The organism is Paenibacillus sp. FSL W8-0186 (genome assembly GCF_037969765.1).
Taxonomy (GTDB): domain Bacteria; phylum Bacillota; class Bacilli; order Paenibacillales; family Paenibacillaceae; genus Fontibacillus; species Fontibacillus woosongensis.
In genome coordinates this window covers 130,111-154,276 of the sequence record NZ_CP150207.1, presented here as the reverse complement: position 1 = coordinate 154,276, position 24,166 = coordinate 130,111, and the positions used below count along the sequence as shown (strand labels likewise).

Sequence of the window (24,166 nt, the reverse complement as noted above, 5' to 3'; positions counted from 1 at the left end):
CCTCACCGCTAACAAAAAAGGATCGCCTTTAGGCGATCCTCTTTTTATTGTTCGTTTGCTGCGTCAGCCTCAAGGCCTGTTCGTTCCGGCGTTTTCCGCTCAATGACGCGAAGCGGATTGCCGCCAACGAATGCTCCCGGGGCTACGTCTTTATGCACAACTGATCCTGCGGCGACGACGGCCCCGTCTCCAATCGTAACTCCGGGAAGGATCGTCGTGTTTGCGCCAATCATGACTTCATTTCCAATATGAACCTCGCCCAGACGATATTCCTTGATCAAATATTCATGAGCCAGAATCGTCGAATTGTAGCCGATGACCGAGTTTCGTCCAATTGTAATCAGCTCGGGAAAGAAGACGTCCACCATCACCATGAGGCCAAAAGCGGTATGCTCCCCGACCTTCATGCCGAGAATGCGGCGATAAATCCAGTTTTTCAGCGACAGCACCGGGCAATACCTGGCCAATTGGATGAAAATGAAGTTTTTGACACCCTTCCACGGACTTACCGTTCGGTATAACTGCCACAGCGCATTTGGCCCTTCTACTGGATAACGCTGCACTCTCCTCACTTCTTCACAAGCTCCCATCCTAAAATTCCGTATAAATCAAGCATATCCTCCAGGATATAGTCCGGATTGTACTTCTTCAGCTCCTCCGCCCCTTTAAGGGACCAAGCCACTGCTGCGGAGAGCGCTCCGGCAGCCTGAGCCGACTTAATGTCCGCAGGGCTGTCTCCCACCATCAGGGTGCGCTTCGGATCGGCATTGAGCTGCTGTATTGCTGTCAGCACCGGCTCTGGATGCGGCTTGGGATGTGTGACATCCTGAACGGTTACAATCGCGTCCATATATTTCAGCAAATCAAACATCTCCAATACGCGCATCGTCGAAGGCCTGATCTTGGTCGTCACGATTCCAAGCTTCATTCCTTTCTCTTTCAAGGTGGAGACGACTTCACCGACATGCGGAAATCCTTTGACCATCGTATCGTGGTGCATGGTGTTAAACGAGCGGTAATCGGTCACAAGTTCCGCAACATCCTCCCAGCCTGAAAAAGCCTGAAACTGCTGCTCCAGCGTCATTCCCATATAAGGTATGATCTGCTCCCGGGTACGGGGCTGTTTATGCTTGTCCAATACGTGCTGGAACGACGCAATAATCAATTCGTTGGTATCTACAATCGTTCCGTCTAAATCGAATAACACGGTGTCTATATTCAAATTGAGCTACTCCTTTTTCGATTCCTCATCTTGTTCTGGCGCAGGAGTATCCGCTTCATTTGCCTTGTCTGTATCTACAGCCTTTCTGCTTAGGACAGCGGCGCTGGCGCTTGGGCCACTCTCGATCTCCTGATTTTTAGTAGAAATGATCGGATCGCTGTACCGCGGCAAATTAGTGACTGTTCTGCGGCGAACGATGATAAGGATAATTGCAATAACGATAATAAGCAAAGCCAACAGCTGGGATATGCGTACATTGCCATAGTTAGGATCCAAATACCCCTGCTCGAATCCAAGCCAAACCATCGGAAACCAGAGTCCGTCTACGAAAGATGCCAGCCACGCCGGCCCTTGAAACGCCAGACTGTCCGTACGCAGCGCTTCGATAAAGAATCGGCCGATGGAATACCATATAAAATAGGAAAAAAACAACTCTCCTGCCCGCAGGAATTTCTGTCTCCGAAGCACGAACAACAGCAGCAAGCCAACCAGATTCCATAGCGATTCATAGAGGAACGTCGGATGATGGAACACGCCCTCCACGTTCATCTGGTTTACGATGAAAGACGGCAAATGCAGGTAATCCCTCAAAAAAGCTTCAGTCGTAGGACCACCATAGGCTTCCTGGTTCACGAAGTTCCCCCAGCGGCCGATCATTTGGCCAGCGATCAGCGAAGGCGCGCAAATATCGGCAATACGCCAGAAATTATAGCCCCGTCTGCGCACCATAATGACCGCGCATATAATCGCGCCAATAAGCGCGCCGTATATCGCTATGCCGCCTTCCCAAATTTTGAAGATGTCCCATAAGTTATTTTTGTATTGATCCCATGTAAAAGCAACAAAGTAAATTCTGGCCCCAATAATGGCTGAGGGAACGCCTAACAGCAATAGGTCCATAAAGAACTCTTGCGGAATAGCAAAACGCTTCCCCTCTCGAATGGCCAGAAGCAAACCAACCAAAGCGCCCGTTCCGAGAATTAATCCGTACCAGCGTACAGCGATACTTCCGATAGAAAAAGCTATTGGATCCAATAACAAAGTGCCCATCATTCACGCTCCTAGTCCAAATCGTCAATATCTTCGGCAATCGTCTCGGTGAGCTTTGTCGTAAACTGCAATGCCGCGTTATATCCCATTCGCTTCAGGCGGAAGTTCATCGCTGCCACTTCAATGATGACAGCCAGGTTCCGTCCAGGCCGAACCGGAATCGTAGCGAGCGGTACATCGGTGTCAATGATTCGCGTCGTTTCTTCATCGAGCCCTAGTCTGTCATATTGCTTCTCTTGCTGCCAGGCCTCGAGTCGAACAACGAGGGAAATCCGCTTATTGTTGCGAATAGCTCCTGCGCCAAACAGCGTCATGACGTTGATGATGCCGACGCCCCGAATTTCAAGCAAATGGCGAATCAGCTCTGGCGCGGTTCCATGCAGCTGAAAATCGGAAGTCTGACGAATTTCTACGGCATCGTCGGCGATAAGACGGTGTCCGCGCTTAACGAGCTCCAGCGCGGTCTCGCTTTTACCTATGCCGCTGGAGCCGGTAATAAGCATACCTACCCCATACACGTCGACAAGGACGCCATGAATGGTTGCCGTAGGAGCAAGCTTCTTCTCCAAGAAGCTCGTAATGCGGCTGGACAAAATCGTTGTAGCCATGCTGCTCCGCAGGACGGGAATATTCTTGACCGAGCTGATGTCGATCAGCTCTTGCGGGACCTCCCATGATCTCGTCACGATAATACAAGGGGTATCATCGCTGGAGCATAGACGCTCCATGCGATCACGCCGCTCTTTAGACGGCAGCATCTCGAAGAATGCCAACTCTGTCTTCCCTAAAATCTGTACCCGCTCTGGCGGATGGTACTCGAAATAACCGGCCATTTCCAGGCCAGGACGGTATAAGTCATCGACGGTAATGATCCGTTTCAACCCTTGTTCTCCCGACACAACCTCAAGTCCGAACTGGTTGACCAATTCTGATACTTTTACTTTTTTAGCCATGGTGTTCTCCTTCTCCAAGCCACTCTTCCGCATTTGACCCCTATGGCAGAGAGCAGCCTGCGATATGTAAAATAGAAATTAGCAGCAACTACATTCATTTCATTGTATTCATCGTAAAGGAAAATACGACGTAAATCAATTGCCAGCAATTTATAAGCCAAAAACCGCCCCGTAGGGCGGTTTTGTCATCTAGCTAAGATTAGCTAAAAAATACGTTTTGCTCAGTTTCTTTATCGAAGATATGAATTTTGTTCATATCGATGGCAAGCTTCACATTGTCGCCTTCACGAGTGTTGGAACGTCCATCTACGCGAGCAATCAGCGGAGAGTTGCTGCTCAAGTACAAGAGCATTTCGTGACCCAGGTTCTCAGTAACGTCTACGCTTGCTGTAAATACAGTATTTGGGGAGCCTTCCAGGAAGATTGGCTCTTCATGAATATCTTCAGGACGTACGCCCATGATAACTTCCTTGCCGCCTACATATCCTTTTTCCTTCAGGGTAACAGCTTTACCTTGAGGTACTTCAACTTTGAGTGAATCGGATTGGAAGTATACAGCACCGTTTTGCTCTACAATTTTACCGTTGATGAAGTTCATTGTAGGGGAACCGATAAACCCAGCAACGAAAATATTCGTTGGTTGGTTGTACAGCTCTTCAGGAGAAGCCGCTTGTTGAATGATACCGTCCTGCATAACAACGATACGGTCACCCATCGTCATAGCCTCTGTTTGGTCATGCGTTACATAAATACAAGTCGTTTCAAGACGTTTAACGAGCTTCGTAATTTCCGCACGCATTTGACCGCGGAGCTTAGCATCCAAGTTGGAAAGCGGTTCGTCCATGAGGAAGACTTGCGGATCGCGGACAATTGCGCGTCCCAAGGCAACCCGTTGACGCTGACCACCGGAGAGAGCCTTCGGTTTGCGGTCAAGCAAGTGCTCGATATCGAGAATTCTTGCTGCCTCGCGTACACGTTGGTCGATTTCTTCTTTTTTCACTTTGCGAAGCTTAAGACCGAATGCCATGTTTTGATACACGTTCATATGCGGATACAAAGCGTAGGATTGGAAAACCATCGCGATGTCGCGGTCTTTAGGAGCTACGTCGTTAACGACGCGGTCGCCGATGTACAATTTACCTTCAGTGATTTCCTCCAGACCAGCAATCATCCGAAGAGTTGTAGATTTACCGCAACCGGATGGTCCAACCAATACGAGGAATTCTTTATCTGCAATGTCTAGATTAACGTCGATAACGGTTGCCTTGTCAGCACCTGGGTATTTCTTAAAAATGTGTTCTAAGCGTACGCCTGCCATGAGTCTGCCTCCTAGAATTAAATTAGTATTATAGATTAATCCAAATGTAATCGGATTCATTTCGTATCTTTATATTAACCTACCTGGGCAATAAAGCGCTATCCACAAAATGCACAAAAAACCTATTCCCTATTTGTCACTTTATACAATAGCATCCCCAGCTTGACTATGACCGCATCATGGAATCTGCGCACATCAAGGCCAGTCTCCTGCTTGAACTTATCCAGCCGGTACAGCAGTGTATTGCGATGAATATATAATCGCTTGGCAGTCTCGCTGACGTTGCAATCCAATTGAAAAAAGGTATCCAGCGTGGATAAAATCTCTTCATCCTGCATCAAGCTGATCTGGCTTCCGGTATCTTCAATGAATCTTTGCCGCTGGGCATCCGGGATGCTGTAGACGAGGCGTTCCAGACGCAGCTCCCAGGACAGATGAATTTGTTCCGTGACATGGAACAGCCGGCCTAGCGTCAATGTCTCCCGGAGCAGCAGCGCTGTCGAGACCAACGCCTGCTCTGGTGCAATCGGATCGCCTACCGCCAAATGGAATCCGCCTCCGCCCCATTCATTGGCTACGAGCTCATACATGCCTTGACTGAGTGCACCAAGCATATCCCTCTCCGTATCCAAACCTTCATCGCTCTCGTCACGAAGATCGGCTAATAATTTCTCGCCCACAAGCACATACCACTCTTCCTTAAGCGGCAGCAGTACGATATCCCCGCCAAAATAACTGCGCAGCAGTTTATTTAACTTCGCATACGAAATATCTGTAACCGAATGAGTTTCCCAGCCTAGCAAAAAAGGAATCATTACCCCATCCATCTTGGTTGTTAAAGTTAACGACTCAGGGGCATTCGCCTTATCTTCGCCCTGCTCTAACTGCTCTTGAATCCATGCGCCCAACTGACGGCTTCGATGCTCGTCATCCTTCTTCGCTCCTGCTGCCGGCAACGATGCTTCCCCTACGACAGCTGCCATTAAAAGCTCAATCAGCTTTACTTCCGCTTCCGACAGTTTGGACGTATCCGCTTCAAGCACTTGAACCGTTTGCTGATCAACGCCCCCCAACCACAGTGAGCGATCCTTCAGCACCACAGAGCGAGCGATCCCCGCTCCTTTGGATTTATGATCATTCGTCAATCTTTCCCACTCCTGCATTTCCATGTTGGACAAATGGACAGAAGCCTTAACTATGAGTTCAAGCTGTTTCTTGAGTAAGTTGATCTCCATAAGATGGCCTTTCCGGACAATCCCCGTTTTTTATTGACTATAGTCCATATTGTATCATGTTCCCCGGAATAAAATAAAATTTGCCTCGCTCGTAAAAATGCGTACAACAACAAAAAAGCCGTCAATCTAAGATTGACGACTTTTAGGATGAGCCATGAAGGACTCGAACCTTCGACACCCTGATTAAAAGTCAGGTGCTCTACCAACTGAGCTAATGGCTCGTACTGGTGGAGGCTGATGGATTCGAACCACCGAACTCGTACGAGAACAGATTTACAGTCTGCTGCGTTTGGCCACTTCGCTAAGCCTCCAGGTTTCATGCTAGATCAGGGCGTTGCCTGAGAGAGCATAAAAGTGGCTCGGGACGGAATCGAACCGCCGACACGAGGATTTTCAGTCCTCTGCTCTACCGACTGAGCTACCGAGCCATATTAAATTTGGTCAAAAAAATAAAGCGGTTAAGTATATAACTTTCCCACTTTTGTGGAAACACTATTTTGATTCTGCCAACCCTTGACGGGCTCTCATCCCTTATTGAAGGAAGTAATGGCGGAGCCGACGGGATTCGAACCCGCGGTCTCCTGCGTGACAGGCAGGCATGTTAGGCCTCTACACCACGGCTCCGCAATAACAGCTCCAAGAAAAAATGGTGCCGGCGAGAGGACTTGAACCCCCAACCTACTGATTACAAGTCAGTTGCTCTACCAATTGAGCTACACCGGCATAGGTGATTTAGATAAATATGGTGGAGGCTAACGGGATCGAACCGCTGACCCTCTGCTTGTAAGGCAGATGCTCTCCCAGCTGAGCTAAGCCTCCAGAAATTATGGTAGCGGCGGAGGGGATCGAACCCCCGACCTCACGGGTATGAACCGTACGCTCTAGCCAGCTGAGCTACGCCGCCAAACATATATACTTGTACAAAATGGCGGAGAGGGAGGGATTCGAACCCTCGCACCGCTTACGCAGTCTAACCCCTTAGCAGAGGGTCCCCTTATAGCCACTTGGGTACCTCTCCAAGCCATAAATTCAAGGAAGTTAATCCTTGAAAACTGGATACGAAACTTCATTTGCGTGTTAGCCCTACTTCTATATAGGGAATTGGATAAGCCCTCGACCGATTAGTACCTGTCAGCTCCATACATTGCTGCACTTCCACCTCAGGCCTATCAACCTCGTCGTCTTCAAGGGGTCTTACTAATTGGGAAATCTCATCTTGAGGAGGGCTTCACGCTTAGATGCTTTCAGCGTTTATCCCATCCGCACGTAGCTACCCAGCTATGCTCCTGGCGGAACAACTGGTGCACCAGCGGTGCGTCCATCCCGGTCCTCTCGTACTAAGGACAGCTCCTCTCAAATTTCCTACGCCCACGACAGATAGGGACCGAACTGTCTCACGACGTTCTGAACCCAGCTCGCGTACCGCTTTAATGGGCGAACAGCCCAACCCTTGGGACCTACTTCAGCCCCAGGATGCGATGAGCCGACATCGAGGTGCCAAACCTCCCCGTCGATGTGGACTCTTGGGGGAGATAAGCCTGTTATCCCCAGGGTAGCTTTTATCCGTTGAGCGATGGCCCTTCCATGCGGTACCACCGGATCACTAAGCCCGACTTTCGTCCCTGCTCGACTTGTCAGTCTCGCAGTCAAGCTCCCTTTTGCCTTTGCACTCTGCGAATGATTTCCAACCATTCTGAGGGAACCTTGGGGCGCCTCCGTTACTCTTTAGGAGGCGACCGCCCCAGTCAAACTACCCACCTGACACTGTCCCCGAACCGGATCACGGTCCTAGGTTAGAACTTCGATACGATCAGGGTGGTATCCCAACGATGCCTCCACCGAAGCTGGCGCTCCGGATTCCTAGGCTCCCACCTATCCTGTACAAATCGCATCAAAGTTCAATATCAAGCTGTAGTAAAGCTCCATGGGGTCTTTCCGTCTTGTCGCGGGTAACCTGCATCTTCACAGGTATTAAAATTTCACCGGATCTCTCGTTGAGACAGCGCCCAAGTCGTTACGCCATTCGTGCGGGTCAGAATTTACCTGACAAGGAATTTCGCTACCTTAGGACCGTTATAGTTACGGCCGCCGTTTACTGGGGCTTCGGTTCACAGCTTCGGGATTGCTCCCTAACCGCTCCCCTTAACCTTCCAGCACCGGGCAGGCGTCAGCCCGTATACTTCGCCTTACGGCTTCGCACAGACCTGTGTTTTTGCTAAACAGTCGCTTGGGCCTTTTCACTGCGGCCCCCTCGTGCTATTCACACTACCGGGGCACCCCTTCTCCCAAAGTTACGGGGTCATTTTGCCGAGTTCCTTAACGAGAGTTCTTCCGCGCGCCTTAGAATTCTCTTCTCGCCTACCTGTGTCGGTTTGCGGTACGGGCACCTTCTCCTGGCTAGAGGCTTTTCTTGGCAGTGTGAGATCATGACCTTCGGTACTGTAAATTTTCCCTCCCCATCACAGCCCAGCCTTAACGATGTGCGGATTTGCCTACACATCAGCCTCACTGCTTGGACGAGCATCCATCAGCTCGCGTCACTACCCTACTGCGTCACCCCATCGCTCATAGCGGATTACGGTGGTACAGGAATTTCAACCTGTTGTCCTTCGACTACGCCTTTCGGCCTCGCCTTAGGTCCCGACTTACCCTGAGCGGACGAACCTTCCTCAGGAAACCTTGGGCTTTCGGCGGATCAGATTCTCACTGATCTTTTCGTTACTCATACCGGCATTCTCACTTGTATGCAGTCCACCAGTCCTTCCGGTCCAACTTCAATCCGCATACAACGCTCCCCTACCCCTGATGCAATGCATCAAGCCATAGCTTCGGTGGTGTGTTTAGCCCCGTTACATTTTCGGCGCAGAGTCACTCGACCAGTGAGCTATTACGCACTCTTTAAATGGTGGCTGCTTCTAAGCCAACATCCTGGTTGTCTGTGCAACTCCACATCCTTTCCCACTTAACACACACTTGGGGACCTTAGCTGATGGTCTGGGCTGTTTCCCTCTTGACAATGGATCTTAGCACTCACTGTCTGACTCCCGGTTAATCAGTCTATGGCATTCGGAGTTTGACTGAGCTTGGTAACCCTTGGCGGGCCCCGCACCCAATCAGTGCTCTACCTCCACGACTGTCCTACCGAGGCTAGCCCTAAAGCTATTTCGGGGAGAACCAGCTATCTCCGAGTTCGATTGGAATTTCTCCGCTACCCCCACCTCATCCCCGCATTTTTCAACATACGTGGGTTCGGGCCTCCAGTGCGTGTTACCGCACCTTCACCCTGGACAGGGGTAGATCACCCGGTTTCGGGTCTACGTCCACGTACTAAGTCGCCCTATTCAGACTCGCTTTCGCTGCGGCTTCGGCTCTTCACCTTAACCTTGCACGGGAACGTAACTCGCCGGTTCATTCTACAAAAGGCACGCCATCACCCATCAATAGGGCTCTGACTTCTTGTAAGCACACGGTTTCAGGTTCTTTTTCACTCCCCTTCCGGGGTGCTTTTCACCTTTCCCTCACGGTACTGCTTCACTATCGGTCGCTAGGGAGTATTTAGCCTTACCAGATGGTCCTGGCAGATTCATACGGGGTTTCACGTGCCCCGCACTACTCGGGATCCGTCTCGGAGGGAACAGACTTTCGATTACAGGGCTTTTACCTTCTATGGCCGGCCTTTCCAGACCTGTTCGTCTAACCTCTTCCTTTGTAACTCCATGTGAGACGTCCCACAACCCCAGAGAGCAAGCTCTCTGGTTTAGGCTAATCCGCGTTCGCTCGCCGCTACTGACGGAATCACTTTTGTTTTCTCTTCCTCAGGGTACTTAGATGTTTCAGTTCCCCTGGTATGCCTCTTCACACCCTATGTATTCAGATGTGAGTGACTGCGTATTACCACAGCCGGGTTTCCCCATTCGGACACCCCCGGATCAAAGCTTGCTTACAGCTCCCCGAGGCAGTTTCGTTGTTCGCCACGTCCTTCTTCGGCTCCTAGCGCCTAGGCATCCTCCGTGTGCTCTTAGTAGCTTAACCATAACGCTCTCATTTCGGGCTATTCGCTCTGTTGTACGTTACTTTCCTGATCGAATAAATTCAACCAAGGTGGAAAGTAACTCCCAAAGGATCGCCTATCCCAAAACGTTCGCTAGCTACTTTTAATTAAACTTGTTTTGACACAAGTTCAGCTAAAAGGAATTTTCTAAAACGCAAATTTCGTTTCGTTATCCAGTTTTCAAGGATCAAGTTTCTTTCGCCATTTTACCGGCGGAAGACTATCTTATCAAATCCGTACTCACCATTCAAGAGGTAAGTTATGGAAGAGATATTGTTAATGGTGGAGCCAAGCGGGATCGAACCGCTGACCTCCTGCTTGCAAGGCAGGCGCTCTCCCAGCTGAGCTATGGCCCCATATCCAAGCCCCAAAAAATTTACGGCACACTCTGAAACTTGTCCCGTAACAAATCACGGGAACCTCATCAAGTATGACGCATATTATGGAGTTGTATGGTGGGCCCTAGTGGACTCGAACCACCGACCTCACCCTTATCAGGGGTGCGCTCTAACCAGCTGAGCTAAGGGCCCATACAGGGAATGTTCAATTTAAATAACACCCATAAAACGGGGTGCGCTTGGCGACGTCCTACTCTCCCAGGACCCTGCGGTCCAAGTACCATCGGCGCTGGAGGGCTTAACGGTCGTGTTCGAGATGGGTACGTGTGGAACCCCTCCGCCATTGCCACCAAACGCTTGAGAGTTGAACTCTCAAAACTGACCAACGAGTGAGCGATGTGTTCACTTTGCATTCGCAAAGTGTATCCGGCAGCTTGCGCTGACCGTGATTTGTACCGCTTCGCTACGGAAGCGAGGTACTCCATAGAAAGGAGGTGATCCAGCCGCACCTTCCGATACGGCTACCTTGTTACGACTTCACCCCAATCATCTACCCCACCTTCGGCGGCTGGCCCCTTGCGGTTACCTCACCGACTTCGGGTGTTGTAAACTCTCGTGGTGTGACGGGCGGTGTGTACAAGACCCGGGAACGTATTCACCGCGGCATGCTGATCCGCGATTACTAGCAATTCCGACTTCATGCAGGCGAGTTGCAGCCTGCAATCCGAACTGAGACCAGCTTTGATAGGATTCGCTCCACCTCGCGGTTTCGCTTCCCGTTGTACTGGCCATTGTAGTACGTGTGTAGCCCAGGTCATAAGGGGCATGATGATTTGACGTCATCCCCACCTTCCTCCGGTTTGTCACCGGCAGTCGATCTAGAGTGCCCACCTTTATGTGCTGGCAACTAAACCTAAGGGTTGCGCTCGTTGCGGGACTTAACCCAACATCTCACGACACGAGCTGACGACAACCATGCACCACCTGTCTCCTCTGTCCCGAAGGAAAGGCCTATCTCTAGACCGGTCAGAGGGATGTCAAGACCTGGTAAGGTTCTTCGCGTTGCTTCGAATTAAACCACATACTCCACTGCTTGTGCGGGTCCCCGTCAATTCCTTTGAGTTTCAGTCTTGCGACCGTACTCCCCAGGCGGAATGCTTAATGTGTTAACTTCGGCACCAAGGGTATCGAAACCCCTAACACCTAGCATTCATCGTTTACGGCGTGGACTACCAGGGTATCTAATCCTGTTTGCTACCCACGCTTTCGCGCCTCAGCGTCAGTTACAGCCCAGAGAGTCGCCTTCGCCACTGGTGTTCCTCCACATCTCTACGCATTTCACCGCTACACGTGGAATTCCACTCTCCTCTTCTGCACTCAAGTCACCCAGTTTCCAGTGCGACTCGGAGTTGAGCCCCGAGTTTATACACCAGACTTAAATGACCGCCTGCGCGCGCTTTACGCCCAATAATTCCGGACAACGCTTGCCCCCTACGTATTACCGCGGCTGCTGGCACGTAGTTAGCCGGGGCTTTCTTCTCAGGTACCGTCACTCTCGGAGCAGTTACTCTCCAAGACGTTCTTCCCTGGCAACAGAGCTTTACGATCCGAAAACCTTCATCACTCACGCGGCGTTGCTCCGTCAGACTTTCGTCCATTGCGGAAGATTCCCTACTGCTGCCTCCCGTAGGAGTCTGGGCCGTGTCTCAGTCCCAGTGTGGCCGTTCACCCTCTCAGGCCGGCTACGCATCGTCGCCTTGGTAGGCCTTTACCCCACCAACTAGCTAATGCGCCGTAGGCCCATCTGTAAGTGACAGATTGCTCCGTCTTTCAGCATCCCGCCATGCGGCGAAATGATTTATCCGGTATTAGCTACCGTTTCCGGCAGTTATCCCAGTCTTACAGGCAGGTTGCCTACGTATTACTCACCCGTCCGCCGCTAAGTTATTTCGGAAGCAAGCTTCCAAAATAACTCCGCTCGACTTGCATGTATTAGGCACGCCGCCAGCGTTCGTCCTGAGCCAGGATCAAACTCTCCAATAAAGATGAAAGGCAATTTTACCCGAAGGTAAGATCTCTTTCAGCTAAGGTGTTTGACTTGCTCATTTTGAATCTGACGAGATCAGATTTTCATCTGACTCTATTATTTAGATTTCACTTGCGTGAAACCCGCTCACTCGTTGTTCAGTTTTCAAAGATCAACTTTGTTTCGTGTGTCACCGTTGTTTCAGCAGCGACCTTTATAATATATCATGCTCGCTCTCCTCAAGTCAATACTTTTTTTAAAAAAATATTTACTGATTGACCCTGACAAGCACGGCCAATTGAAGAAGCGATTTATAATGTATCACAGAACTCAATTTAACGTCAACCACGAAATGTGATCATAACATTGTTAATTTAAGCCCCAGCAGTAAACCTACACCAGGCAGGCCAAGAATAAGAACCGTGCTTATCGTGACCGGGTTCATCGGAATATATGTCTCCGTAAGCAGACCCGAGAAATTGACGATATATATTCCCAGTGCAGCCAACACAACATGAAGGCCAAGGCGAGTAAGCCATGCTAATCCCAGCCTGCGCGAAAACACGATATAACCTAGCAGCAGCAATGACCCAATAAGCACTAGAGACAATATCATTTTCATCATTCGTCACCCCTCCTAACAGAAACATATATCGCCTATCAGTCTCGAAGATAGAATCCGTCCTTTGAGTATGACCCAAATTGAAATGGCTCCCATGTCACATTCGCCTGCTTTGCCGCCCTTAAGTGAACCTGGTACCTTCTTTCCGCGGCTTCCAGCGTATATATGGCTATATCTACCTCATCCGCACCCACTGCCTCCTGAAGGGCACAATAAGCCTGTTCCCACTGTCGCCGGGCTTTCATTACCTCACGATACAATTGCTCCTTATATTCAAGCTCATTATCATACTGTCTCATTTTCTTCCTGCTCAGCAGCCATTGCCTCAATTTCACGTTATATCCGCCCCCCCCAGATCGGTATATTTCATGTGTATCGGGAAAGGGACAAACTTAGAACCTACCGCGTACAAATGGGCTATAAAAGCAAAAAAGAAGCCCTGGTCATAACACCAGTGCTTCCGAATCAACCTTCTTTAAAGTTACCTTAATTCACGCCGCCCCTCGAGCGCCTTGGATAAGGTTACTTCATCCGCATACTCCAAGTCGCCGCCGACCGGCAGCCCATGGGCAATCCGGGTAACCCGGATCTCGAACGGCTTCACGAGGCGAGAAATATACATCGCCGTAGCCTCTCCTTCGATGTTGGGGTTAGTCGCCAAAATCAGCTCTTTAACCCGTTCATCGCTAAGACGGTTAAGCAGCTCCTTCAGCCGGATGTCATCCGGACCAAGTCCTTCCATGGGTGAAATAGCGCCTTGCAGTACATGATAGTAACCATCAAACTCTTTTGTCCGTTCCATGGCCACCAAATCCTTGGAGTCCTGGACTACGCAAATTACGGATGCATCCCGCGTCTTGTCCTGGCAAATCCGGCAAGGATCGGTATCCGTAATATTGCAGCATACTGAACAGTAGTGAAGATTCCGTTTGACGCTAACCAGAGCCTTGGCAAAATCAATCACATCGTCTTCCTTCATGTTCAGCACGTGAAACGCCAGCCTCGCGGCCGTCTTAGGGCCGATTCCCGGCAGATGAGTAAAAGCGTCGATCAGCTTGGCGATCGGTTCGGGATAATACAATGAGCGTGATCTCCTTCAGTCTTATAATTAGAACAAGCCTGGAATTTTCATTCCGCCTGTGAATTTACCCATGTCGTTGTTAGCCAGCTCATCCGCTTTGCCAAGCGCATCATTTACCGCGGTCAGCACCAAGTCCTGCAGCATTTCCACGTCGTCCGGATCTACAGCCTCTGGCTTGATATTGATGGACAACACTTTCTTATGTCCGGTCACTTCAACGGTAACTACGCCGCCGCCCGCGCTTCCCTCGACGGTTTTGCTGCCGAGCTCCTCCTGGGCTTTCAGCATTTGCTCCTGCATTTTCTTCACTTGCTTCATCATTTGGTTCATATTGTTCATCTGTCCAACATCTCCTTCTTCTTAGTCATTTATATGTTAATCAGAATTGTACAAAAATCCAGCCTGTTACTCCTTCACAACAACGAGGTCATCCCCAAACATGTTCAAAGCCTCGTCTACCCATGGCTCCTTGCCGCCGCCATCATCCGAGGGCTCTAACTGAAAAGGCTCCTCCTTCGATGTCTCTGACCCAGCGCCTTCAATACTGTCATTCCAGTCCTTGAGCATCATCGTCACCAGACGGTACGGTGAACCCATCACCCGCTCCATTACCATTTCAATGAGCTGCTTGTTCGCAGGCTTCTCTGTAGTTTCGCGGTGAATATCGTTCTTGAATGCGACTAGGATGGCATCATCCAGCACGGAAACGGGCTCGCCGTTCACAAACCAGGCATGAATGGTAATCTTCTCATCCTTAACCCCTTGCAGCACCTGATTCCATTTTCCTTGCACTTCCATGAATTCCGGGCTGCTGCGCTGGGCTACATAGCGGTCAATCCCCGCTGGGATCTTGGCCTTCGAGGCCACGCGAGGCGCCGTCGTCCGCGATGCCGGGCGATTCCCTCTGTTATCCCCGTCTTGGCTTCCGCCACCGAGTCCCCCCTGCATTGCGCGCTCAAGCTTCTTCTCCAGCTCCGCCACCTGCCGGCGAAGCTGCTGAATCTCAGATGGATCGGCAGGGGAGCTCGCAGTAACAGCAGAGGCAGCCTGTACATTAACCGCTTCTTCGCTCTGCGGAATGCTGCAGAGCTTCAAAAGAGCTACCTCAAACAGCGTCTGCGGCTGCAGCGCATATTTCATCTCGGTCTGATAATGGTTCAGCGTGTCGATAATCCGGAACAGTTGCGGGCGCGTAAACACTTCTGCCATCTCTCTGAATTCCTGGAGATCCAGCGCGCGCTCCGTCATTTTTTCCGCATTCGGCACCATTTTAATCATCAATAAATCCCGGAAGTAATACAGCAGATTCTCCATGCATTTATCAGCGCTTTTGCCTTCCTGCATAAGACCCTCAATCAACTGCAGCATACCGCCGACATCGCCTTCGATCAGCGTCTTCGCGATTTCCGCGAACTGCCTCGAAGGAATCCCGCCTGTCATATCCAGCGCCTGCTTGTAGGATACATGCCCGTCTGAGAACGAAGCGATCTGATCCAGGATGCTCAGCGCATCCCGCATGCCGCCATCCGACAACCGCGCGATATACTGGATAGCTTCATCCTCGGCCGTAATGCCCTCCTGTTCGCAAATCAGCTTTAACCGCTCGCACTGCTCCTCCAGGGATACCCGGCGGAAGTCAAAGCGTTGACAGCGGGATATTACCGTTGCTGGAAGCCGATGCGGCTCTGTTGTCGCAAGGATAAACATGACATGCGGCGGCGGCTCCTCCAGCGTCTTAAGCAGCGCATTAAATGCTTCCGTCGTCAGCATGTGAACTTCATCAATAATATAAACCTTCTGCCGCACCTCGGTAGGGGCATATTTCACCTTTTCGCGCAAATCACGAATTTCCTCGACTCCCCTGTTGGAAGCGGCGTCAATCTCAAGTACATCCATAACAGCCCCTGCCGTAATCCGGCGGCAAGCGTCACATTCGTTGCACGGCTCCGAAGCCGGCCCCTTCTCGCAGTTCACGGCTTTGGCCAAAATTTTGGCCGCGCTCGTCTTCCCCGTTCCCCGAGGCCCGCTAAACAAATAAGCATGCGACAGCCGCTGCTCCCGAATCGCGTTCTGCAGCGTGCGAATAATGTGCTGTTGTCCTACCATGTCCTGAAACGACTGCGGCCGCCAAGCACGGTACAGCGCAATATGCTCCATATGCGGCACCTTCTTTCTTCTTGAAACGATAATCGTCACTTTCCCATTATACTATACTCGAGGGACGAGAAAAACTTCTATCCGGACATGTCCCCGAGTAAAAGATTAACCCTTCACTCCCTTCAATACAAGCAGGAAGATTGCAGATGATTTCGGACGAAGGGATCCGGTAAATAAAAATAAAAATAAAAAAACATCTCTGTCCGAAAGACAAAGATGTCGCTCTATAAACCTATGTAGCCGTGCACCTGTTATTGATCATTGCGATCCAAGCGGCACCTTTACGGCGCAACTCGAGACAGGCTTCCCCCCGGCACAAAAGTATGACTGCTTATGGCTGCTTCCTTCCGGACCTGACCAGGTTCACAGGTACTCATTGCGGAGGACCCGTCTGTCAACGTCTGCCGTAAAGACCGGACCTCACATCGGCAAGACCTCTAACAGGAATTCAACCTCGCTATAGCGGATTGCGAGTTACAGGGCACCGCTACCTCCCCATCTAGCACGGTGAAAATAAGTATAGCTCATACCTGTCCAAAATGCAACCGACGGTAAAAGTTGTCTATTTAAGATTATTCGTGAACACATGCCTTCTCTCTCAAAGTTTGATATATTTATAGAATAATATGGAACTTCATAGAGAGGATGTACCTTAATGAGAAGAATAGGTAAATTCGCCCTTGCCGCCTCAATATGGATCGGCACTCTCAGCGGAGTAACGTCGCTGCCGCAGCAAGCTTATGCCGACACCTCAATCCGCATTATGCTTGACGGATACCCCCTGCAGTTTCCAGCCGAGCCTATCATTAAAGAGGGAACTACTCTTGTGCCGTTTCGCGCGATCTCAGAAGCGCTCGGCATTCAAGTAACTTGGGACGAAAACACCAAGAGCATTTCCGCCGTCAAAGGGAATGGTCCTAGTTCTGTTCGCGTACAGCTAACCCTAGACAGCAGGAAGTCGACCGTGAATGGATCCAGTGTAGACCTGGCGGTAGCGCCCCAGACTTCAGACGGGCATACCTTAATCCCGCTCAGCTTCTTCAGCCAGCAATTCGGCGCCCAGGTCAACTGGGATCAGAAGACGCGTACCGTCTCGATATCCTCCCCGAAGCAGCGAATGTATACCATGGGCTTCTATGCCATCTCGTCCTTCTCCGACGTATCGGTCATACCAAGCCTGGACTCCGTCGCCTTCGGCTGGAGCCGGATTGACGAGAACGGCAAATTTACGCTAAGCGGAAAAGATTTCAAATGGCCTCAGCCAGCGGGAGACATCACCCCCGAGAGTTTGGTCAATGAAGCGGCCAAATCACGGACCCTCCCCTATTTAATGGTCTACTCGGGAGACGTTCATGGCGAATTAACCAAAATCATCGAAAATGCCGACGCCCGAAAACAAGCCATTACAGAAATGATCGCTGCCGCTAAAAACAATCAATTTCAAGGCATCCTGCTGGATTTCGAAGGGCTGGGACTTACCACGGACAAAGCGAAGACCCGTTCTTCCTTCACCGCCTTCGTCAAGGAGGTATCCTTGCAAGCCAAATCCGAGAATCTGAGGCTGGCTCTTGCGCTCCATCCGCTGAACTCCTCGTATCAAGGCTATGACTACAAAGCGCTCGGCCAAATTGCCGACGAAATCATCATCATGGCCTATGATTACCGCAGCAGCGGCGGAACAGGGCAGCCCGAGCCTGCTGATAAAGTGGATGAAGCGATTCGCCTTGCCCTGAAGGAGACGAAGAAGGACAAGCTGGTCCTTGGTCTGAACCTTAACAGCGAGAATACCCATTCAGTGAACACGCTGATCGGCTTAGCAAAGCGTTACAACCTCAAAGGCATAGCGATATGGAGACTCGGGTTAGTTAGCAGCGACGAGTGGACACAAATGCAACAAAGTATCGAATTCAAAAAATAAAACGGTAACGACAACAAATCCCCTGCCATCAGGCAGGGGATTTTCCATGTATTTCACGATGCCGCAAACGCAGCATGTCTCTATCAAACGTAGATTAGATGCCGTATTTCTTCTTAAATTTATCAACACGTCCACCAGCATCCACGAATTTCTGTTTACCTGTGAAGAATGGATGGCAGTTGGAGCAAATCTCAACGCGCAGGTCTTGTTTCACAGAACCTGTCTCAAAGGTATTTCCGCAAGCGCAAGTTACCGTTGTCACGTGATATTTAGGTTGAATAGCTTCGTTCATGACTTCACCTTCTTTCCGCCCTGGGCCTCAAGCGTGCACAGAGTTATAATGACACATAACGTGATTATATCACGCCATGTTTTGTCGCGCAATTGGAATATATGAGGTTTATCCCCGTACTTTTACTCGTGCTAATTCAGCAGGGGGTACATGGGTATAAGAACCGATGACTACATCCGGCAGCTCTTGCTGAAATATTTCAATCGCCTGCTTCATGCCGAATATATCCCCTTTTGCTGGAGGAATAAGCTGCAAATAACTCTCTGGGTCAATATTAAGGTTGCGAAGCTGAATCAGGCGAAGCTTTGTACGACGGGCGAATTCAATCATCGCCTCGATCTCTTCCTCCCGATCCGTCACGCCCGGAAAAATCAAATAGTTAATCGACGTATACACGCCCTGATCCGAGGCATAGCGGAGCGACTTCTCTACATTCGCCAAAGAATACCCGCGAGGCTTGTAGTAAGCATTATAATGATCATCCAACGCACTAATCGTACTGACGCGCATCAAATCAAGCCCGGCATCGACAATGCCGCGGATATGGTCGCTCAGCCCCGCATTCGTATTAATATTGATATAACCCAAATCCGTCTGGCGCCGAACCTCACGGATCGCTTCGATGATCAGCTTGGCTTGCGTCGAAGGCTCTCCCTCGCAGCCTTGGCCGAAGCTGATAATCGATTCCGGGGTCTTCAAATGTTCCAGCATGATTTCAACGATTTCTTCGACGCGCGGGCGGAAGTTCATGCGCGTCTGCGGAGCGACGAACCCGCTGTCATCCGGCTGCTCCGAGATGCAGCCAAAGCAGCCCGCATTACAAGAGTACGACACGGGAACCGCACCCTCCCAGCGATTCAGGAACGTGTTGGAAGCAGTCAAACATTCATATCCCAGGGCACAGTTCGAGAGATGCTCGTATAAGCGGTTCTCGGGATATTTTGTCCGCAGTGCCTTGACTTGATTCTTCAGCTCCAGCGGATCGCAATTCAAAGGATTCCATTTCTCGGGATCGTCGGATAAACGCGCCGTTACGTAAAATTGGCCGTCCTTCCATACCACCGCAGAATATCCGAACAGCGGGAGCTTATATTCTTTATCCGTTTTTACATAACCCGGAAGACAGAGGCGGGTAAAGCCCTGTGGAAGCAGAGCCCCTACGGCCTGGACATCTCCAGGGACCGGCATCATTTCACCGGTGTCTGGATCCATCCCTACCGGCCTCGTCGAGGGAAGCCCGACCAGAGTCGCTCCTTCCGGCAGCGGAATGAGCTCATCCTCCAGAATTTCCACAATCATGTCCCCACTGCGAGCCAAACCGTACATTGAGGGGTGATCATATACTTGCCCTTTGTTGTCTGCATATACTAAATACATGTCGTTCTCCTCTTTGCCTTTCGATTGCGGAATGCTTCAGCCATTCCATGGCGCCAGGCCTATTGTTAAGATGACGAACCCGATCCGGAGCCTGAAGGCGCAGCGGTACGGGTCGTACGGCGCGTGCTGCTTCCACTGCCTGACGAAGCTGCGTTATTGCCAGCGGTGTCGAAGGAAGCCAGAAACTCCGCGTTAGTCTTGCTGTCACGCAGCTTCTTCAAGAACCCCTCCACAAAGTCGTAGGAGTCGTTCATATTTTTGCGGATAGACCAAATCGTATCAAGCTCCTCTTTCGTCAAGAGCACTTCTTCGCGTCTCGTCCCAGAACGGCGGATATCGATAGCCGGAAAAATCCGGCGCTCCGCTAGCTTCCGATCCAAGTGAAGCTCCATGTTTCCCGTCCCCTTGAACTCCTCGTAAATGATGTCATCCATACGGGAACCCGTATCTACTAGAGCCGTTGCCAAAATGGTCAGGCTTCCGCCCTCCTCTACATTCCGCGCCGACCCAAAGAAACGCTTCGGACGATGGAAGGCCGCGGGATCGATCCCCCCGCTCAGCGTACGGCCTGAAGGCGGAACGACCAGGTTATAGGCTCTGGCCAGACGAGTTATGCTGTCTAGCAGAATAACAACATCCTTCTTATGCTCTACCAAACGTAGCGCGCGCTGCAGCACAAGCTCAGCCACCTTGATATGGTTCTCAGGCAGCTCATCGAACGTGGAAGCGATCACTTCCCCCTTTACCGAACGCTGCATATCCGTAACTTCCTCCGGGCGTTCATCGATAAGTAACACAAATAGCTCAATCTCGGGATGATTAGTAGAAATGCTGTTGGCGATTTCCTTTAGCAACAGCGTCTTTCCTGCCTTGGGCGGTGCCACGATCAAACCGCGTTGTCCAAGTCCAACAGGGGCTAGAACATCCATAATGCGAGTGGATAAATGGTTAGGGGTTGTTTCAAGCACGAGCTTGCTTTGCGGATAAAGTGGTGTTAATGCCGGGAAGTGCAGACGCTCTGCTGCGATGGCCGGGTTCTCGCCATTAACGGCATTCACTTGCAATAGTCCGAAGTATCGTTCATTTTCTTTGGGCGCCCTGCATTTGCCGGACACCAGATCACCTGTCCTCAAATCAAATTTCCGGATCTGGGAGGCCGAGATATAAATATCCTCCGTGCTGGGCAAATAGTTGATCGGGCGGAGGAAGCCGTAACCCTCGGGTAAGATCTCCAGGACGCCTTCCATGAACATCAGACCGCTCTGTTCTGCCTGAGCCCTCAGGATCGCAAAAATAAGTTCTTTCTTCTTAAGCTGGCCGTAATAAGGAATCTGATACTGCTTCGCCAGCTTGTACAGCTCAGTCAGTTTCATTTCTTCCAAGTCAGCGATTTGTAAATCCATATAGTATACCACCTATTCAATTTTATCGTTGTGCAGCAATAATTGATTGTCTATTACACTATGAAACCAGTATAAGTCTAAAAATCAGAAAATTGATAGACGCATTTTACTAATATTACCCGGTTCCAGCAAAAATATGCGACCGGCAGAGAACTTCTACTCTGCCTGACGCCACACATCGGCACCGAGTGCACGCAGGTTGGTCACAAGATGATCGTACCCGCGGTCGATCAACTCGACGCCGGATACTTCCGTGACCCCTTCCTTGACGGTAAGGCCCGCAATGACGAGCGCCGCCCCTGCCCGCAGGTCGGTCGCCTTGACCTTAGCCGCGTTCAGCTCACCGCCCTCGATAATGGCCGAGCGCCCTTCCACGCGAATCTTCGCGCCCATCCGTACGAGCTCCGGGACATGCTTGAACCGGCTGCTATACACAAAATCGCTTAATACACTGACCCCTTCCGCCTGTGTAAGCAGACTGGTCATCGGAGACTGCATATCCGTCGGAAAGCCTGGATAGACAAGGGCCTTCACGTCAACATGCTCATACCGAGGCGCGCCAAGAACACGAATGGACTCGTCCATTTCTTCGACCGTAACACCCATTTCGATTAACTTCGCCGTAAGCGCCTCAAGGTGCTTCGGAATAACCCCGTCGATGATCATATCGCCGCGGGTCGCGGCAGCAGCGATCATATAAGTACCCGCCTGAATCCGGTCAGGAATAATCGAGTGGCGGCAGCCGCTCATCTCCCTAACCCCTTCAATTCGGATCGTCTCGGTCCCCGCGCCCTTGATGCTGGCTCCCATCGAGTTCAGCAATGTGGCAACATCTATAATTTCAGGCTCTTTCGCCGCATTCTCAATAATCGTGGAGCCTTTGGCTCTCGCGGCAGCCAGCATAATGTTAATCGTAGCACCAACGCTGCTCACATCCAGATATATTTTGGCGCCTCTCAGCTCTTTAGCCTGGAGATGGATGGAGCCGTGCTCATTCGTAACCGTGGCTCCCAGCGCCTCAAACCCCTTAATATGCTGGTCGATGGGACGTGGCTCGAAGTTGCAGCCCCCTGGCAGTCCAATCGTTGCCTCCCCAAATCTGCCCAGCATGGCACCCATCATATAATAAGAGGCCCGCAGCTTCTTCACGGGGCCGTTAGGCATCGGAATAGGGCGAATCTGGCTCGGATCGATCTTGATTTTGCCGTCCGTCCAGGTTACCTTCGCTCCCAGCTCCTCCAATATTTCCGTATATACCGCCACATCGCTAAGATGCGGCAAATTATCCAGAGTTACTTCCGATTCCGCCAGGATGACGGCAGGAAGGAGCGCAATCGCGCTGTTCTTGGCTCCACTAATTTGAACGGTCCCCCTGAGCGGGCGTCCGCCATGAATCATTAACTTTTCCATAAGAAGAAAATCCCCCTGAAGCCGAAAATAGTTCCTCAATCCATTGGACATAATACATCTTGCTCAATAGCACTCAACGATTCTTATCCATAATACCACTTATGTACTGAAATAGGAAAGACACCGCCCGAGGAGCGGTGTCTTTCTTGTAATATGAATTGCAAACTGTGCCTGGAGTTATTGGCTTAGGCTTGATTGCTGGAACCGAACTCACGCATTTTACCGATAACCGTTTGCTTGATAGCTTCACGGCCAGGTTTAAGGAATACACGAGGATCATAAGCTTCAGCCTTCTCGGCCAGAACTTCGCGAACCACTTTCGTGAAGGACATTTGGTTCTCCGTGTTCACGTTGATTTTGGAAGTACCGAGGGAAATGGCTTTCTTAATATCATGCGTAGGAATTCCCGTACCGCCATGCAGAACCAGCGGAAGGCTAACCGCATTGCAGATCTCTTCCATTTCCTTGAAGCCAAGATTCGGTTCGCCTTTGTAAGGACCGTGTACGGAGCCAAGAGCCGGCGCAAGCGTATCGATGCCTGTCTCTTTCACGATACGTACGCAGTCATCCAGCTTCGCGTACATTACTTCGCCGATGACGTCGTCTTCTTGTCCGCCGACCATACCTACTTCGGCTTCAACGGATACGCCTTTAGCGTGCGCATATTCAACGACAGCTTTCGTCGTTTCGATATTTTTCTCAATTGGGCTGTGGGAATCGTCAATCATGACGGAAGTAAATCCGGCATCGATCGCTTCTTTACATTTCTCAATGCTCGAACCGTGGTCAAGGTGAATCGCTACAGGAACTGTGATTTTCAAGTCTTCCATCAGGCCTTGCACCATTTTCACAACGGTGTTGAATCCGCCCATGTAACGAGCTGCACCTTCGGATACGCCAAGAATTACCGGAGATTTCTCTTCTTCGGCAGCTTCAAGAATCGCGTATGTCCACTCCAGGTTGTTGATGTTGTACTGACCCACTGCATACTTTCCTTTAAGAGCTTTGTTCAACATATCTGTCATACTTACTAATGGCATGGCTCCAATCCTCCTAGGACGTTTGTTTGTATTCATTTTGCCGACATTCACACGTAATTATTATAACACAACCCGACAAAAATACTATTCAAGCTTTTCCATCTATTTATGAAATTATGCCGCCAACCGATCGTTGATCCCACCTAAAACCTTACCCACATATATGTAAAAAAAACTCCCTCAAGCGAAGGGAAACGAATTTCCCACGCCCGAAGGAGGCTGTCTTTACGACATATTTGATTGCTGTTTCCGCTTAAAGGACGGCGCCGCCCTTCAGCTCCATATTTACCGCCATTCTCATTTCATCAATGTCGAAAGGCTTCGTAAAATGCCTCAACGCGCCAAGCTCTGTCGCTTCCTTGATCATATCCAGCTCGCCATAAGCTGTCATCATGATAACCTTAATGGCCGGATTGACTTCCTTAATATGCTTCAATATCTCGAGTCCATCCATGCCGGGGATCTTCATGTCGAGAAGCACCAGATCCGGTGAATCGCTGCGGACGATCTCCAAAGCCATCTTGCCATTGGCAGCCTGGAATGTCTTATAGCCCTCGCTGCTGAACACTTCCATTAATAAAATACGGATTCCGTTCTGATCATCGACAATTAACACTTTCTTCTCTTCCACTGAGACACCCTCCTACAAGTCTAGCCCTTGTAATTCTCATAA

Annotated in this window: 18 protein-coding genes, 10 tRNA genes, 3 rRNA genes and 1 other RNA gene; 1 reads left to right on the top strand and 31 read right to left on the bottom strand. The window is 50.4% G+C overall.

Features of this window, described 5'->3' with window-relative positions:
* Positions 1 to 44 precede the first annotated feature (44 nt).
* The 25 genes from MKX50_RS00755 to ffs all read right to left on the bottom strand — a co-directional run bounded on the left by MKX50_RS00755 (position 45) and on the right by ffs (position 16,561).
* On the bottom strand, positions 45 to 572 hold the full coding sequence (locus tag MKX50_RS00755) for an acyltransferase (protein ID WP_339158122.1): 528 nt from the start codon (positions 570 to 572) through the stop codon (positions 45 to 47).
* Entirely contained in the window at positions 569 to 1,222 is a 654-nt protein-coding gene (ppaX, locus tag MKX50_RS00750; protein ID WP_339158121.1) for a pyrophosphatase PpaX, read from the bottom strand. The genes MKX50_RS00755 and ppaX overlap by 4 nt, the downstream gene beginning before the upstream one ends.
* Before the next feature lie 6 nt (positions 1,223 to 1,228).
* Entirely contained in the window at positions 1,229 to 2,272 is a 1,044-nt protein-coding gene (gene lgt, locus MKX50_RS00745) for a prolipoprotein diacylglyceryl transferase (RefSeq protein WP_339159953.1), read from the bottom strand.
* A gap of 11 nt (positions 2,273 to 2,283) precedes the next feature.
* Positions 2,284 to 3,225, bottom strand: coding sequence for an HPr(Ser) kinase/phosphatase (gene hprK, locus MKX50_RS00740; protein WP_213594820.1), 942 nt, complete (start codon positions 3,223 to 3,225; stop codon positions 2,284 to 2,286).
* Between the two features lie 199 nt (positions 3,226 to 3,424).
* Entirely contained in the window at positions 3,425 to 4,543 is a 1,119-nt protein-coding gene (gene ugpC, locus MKX50_RS00735) for a sn-glycerol-3-phosphate ABC transporter ATP-binding protein UgpC (protein ID WP_213594822.1), read from the bottom strand.
* Positions 4,544 to 4,665: 122 nt separating this feature from the next.
* Entirely contained in the window at positions 4,666 to 5,778 is a 1,113-nt protein-coding gene (locus MKX50_RS00730; protein WP_213594824.1) for a helix-turn-helix domain-containing protein, read from the bottom strand.
* A 148-nt stretch (positions 5,779 to 5,926) separates the two neighbouring features.
* Positions 5,927 to 5,999: transfer RNA gene (locus MKX50_RS00725), tRNA-Lys, on the bottom strand.
* Between the two features lie 4 nt (positions 6,000 to 6,003).
* Positions 6,004 to 6,089: transfer RNA gene (locus MKX50_RS00720), tRNA-Tyr, on the bottom strand.
* Positions 6,090 to 6,133: 44 nt separating this feature from the next.
* A tRNA-Phe gene (locus MKX50_RS00715) sits at positions 6,134 to 6,206 on the bottom strand.
* Positions 6,207 to 6,325: 119 nt separating this feature from the next.
* Positions 6,326 to 6,402, bottom strand: a tRNA-Asp gene (locus MKX50_RS00710).
* Between the two features lie 23 nt (positions 6,403 to 6,425).
* Positions 6,426 to 6,501, bottom strand: a tRNA-Thr gene (locus MKX50_RS00705).
* A 20-nt stretch (positions 6,502 to 6,521) separates the two neighbouring features.
* Positions 6,522 to 6,597: transfer RNA gene (locus tag MKX50_RS00700), tRNA-Val, on the bottom strand.
* 8 nt (positions 6,598 to 6,605) lie between these two features.
* Positions 6,606 to 6,682: transfer RNA gene (locus MKX50_RS00695), tRNA-Met, on the bottom strand.
* Between the two features lie 22 nt (positions 6,683 to 6,704).
* Positions 6,705 to 6,796, bottom strand: a tRNA-Ser gene (locus MKX50_RS00690).
* Between the two features lie 83 nt (positions 6,797 to 6,879).
* A 23S ribosomal RNA gene (locus MKX50_RS00685) occupies positions 6,880 to 9,810 on the bottom strand.
* A gap of 299 nt (positions 9,811 to 10,109) precedes the next feature.
* Positions 10,110 to 10,185 (bottom strand) — tRNA-Ala (locus MKX50_RS00680).
* 97 nt (positions 10,186 to 10,282) lie between these two features.
* A tRNA-Ile gene (locus tag MKX50_RS00675) sits at positions 10,283 to 10,359 on the bottom strand.
* Between the two features lie 45 nt (positions 10,360 to 10,404).
* Positions 10,405 to 10,521, bottom strand: a 5S ribosomal RNA gene (gene rrf, locus MKX50_RS00670).
* A 133-nt stretch (positions 10,522 to 10,654) separates the two neighbouring features.
* Positions 10,655 to 12,210, bottom strand: a 16S ribosomal RNA gene (locus MKX50_RS00665).
* Together the 16S, 23S and 5S rRNA genes with 10 tRNA genes alongside form the textbook arrangement of a ribosomal RNA operon.
* A gap of 341 nt (positions 12,211 to 12,551) precedes the next feature.
* Entirely contained in the window at positions 12,552 to 12,815 is a 264-nt protein-coding gene (locus tag MKX50_RS00660; RefSeq protein WP_213595551.1) for a pro-sigmaK processing inhibitor BofA family protein, read from the bottom strand.
* Positions 12,816 to 12,853: 38 nt separating this feature from the next.
* Positions 12,854 to 13,150 (bottom strand): DUF2508 family protein, encoded by a 297-nt coding sequence (locus MKX50_RS00655; protein ID WP_213595541.1) that lies wholly within the window; start codon positions 13,148 to 13,150, stop codon positions 12,854 to 12,856.
* 146 nt (positions 13,151 to 13,296) lie between these two features.
* On the bottom strand, positions 13,297 to 13,896 hold the full coding sequence (recR, locus tag MKX50_RS00650) for a recombination mediator RecR (protein ID WP_213595539.1): 600 nt from the start codon (positions 13,894 to 13,896) through the stop codon (positions 13,297 to 13,299).
* Positions 13,897 to 13,923: 27 nt separating this feature from the next.
* Positions 13,924 to 14,235, bottom strand: coding sequence for a YbaB/EbfC family nucleoid-associated protein (locus MKX50_RS00645; RefSeq protein WP_213595537.1), 312 nt, complete (start codon positions 14,233 to 14,235; stop codon positions 13,924 to 13,926).
* Positions 14,236 to 14,301: 66 nt separating this feature from the next.
* Positions 14,302 to 16,053: a DNA polymerase III subunit gamma/tau gene (gene dnaX / locus MKX50_RS00640; protein WP_339158119.1), complete on the bottom strand. Its 1,752-nt coding sequence runs from the start codon at positions 16,051 to 16,053 to the stop codon at positions 14,302 to 14,304.
* Positions 16,054 to 16,293: 240 nt separating this feature from the next.
* Positions 16,294 to 16,561, bottom strand: an RNA gene (gene ffs, locus MKX50_RS00635) — signal recognition particle sRNA large type.
* A gap of 147 nt (positions 16,562 to 16,708) precedes the next feature.
* Between ffs and MKX50_RS00630 the strand changes: the two genes are divergently transcribed.
* Positions 16,709 to 17,971: a stalk domain-containing protein gene (locus MKX50_RS00630; protein WP_339158118.1), complete on the top strand. Its 1,263-nt coding sequence runs from the start codon at positions 16,709 to 16,711 to the stop codon at positions 17,969 to 17,971.
* A 94-nt stretch (positions 17,972 to 18,065) separates the two neighbouring features.
* Here the strand turns inward: MKX50_RS00630 and rpmE are convergent, their stop codons facing one another.
* From rpmE to MKX50_RS00600, 6 genes are all read right to left on the bottom strand, one after another.
* The gene (rpmE, locus tag MKX50_RS00625; RefSeq protein ID WP_155613487.1) at positions 18,066 to 18,263 is read right to left on the bottom strand and encodes a 50S ribosomal protein L31; all 198 of its coding nucleotides are present in this window, start codon (positions 18,261 to 18,263) and stop codon (positions 18,066 to 18,068) included.
* 108 nt (positions 18,264 to 18,371) lie between these two features.
* Complete coding sequence (locus tag MKX50_RS00620) at positions 18,372 to 19,640, bottom strand: radical SAM protein (RefSeq protein ID WP_339158117.1); 1,269 nt, start codon at positions 19,638 to 19,640, stop codon at positions 18,372 to 18,374.
* A gap of 65 nt (positions 19,641 to 19,705) precedes the next feature.
* Positions 19,706 to 21,043, bottom strand: a complete 1,338-nt coding sequence (gene rho / locus MKX50_RS00615) for a transcription termination factor Rho (protein ID WP_213595530.1) — start codon at positions 21,041 to 21,043, stop codon at positions 19,706 to 19,708.
* Positions 21,044 to 21,199: 156 nt separating this feature from the next.
* Positions 21,200 to 22,453 (bottom strand): UDP-N-acetylglucosamine 1-carboxyvinyltransferase, encoded by a 1,254-nt coding sequence (locus MKX50_RS00610; RefSeq protein WP_339158116.1) that lies wholly within the window; start codon positions 22,451 to 22,453, stop codon positions 21,200 to 21,202.
* Between the two features lie 185 nt (positions 22,454 to 22,638).
* The gene (gene fba, locus MKX50_RS00605) at positions 22,639 to 23,493 is read right to left on the bottom strand and encodes a class II fructose-1,6-bisphosphate aldolase (protein ID WP_213595526.1); all 855 of its coding nucleotides are present in this window, start codon (positions 23,491 to 23,493) and stop codon (positions 22,639 to 22,641) included.
* A 253-nt stretch (positions 23,494 to 23,746) separates the two neighbouring features.
* Positions 23,747 to 24,124: a response regulator gene (locus tag MKX50_RS00600; protein ID WP_055105456.1), complete on the bottom strand. Its 378-nt coding sequence runs from the start codon at positions 24,122 to 24,124 to the stop codon at positions 23,747 to 23,749.
* Between the last annotated feature and the right edge of the window lie 42 nt (positions 24,125 to 24,166).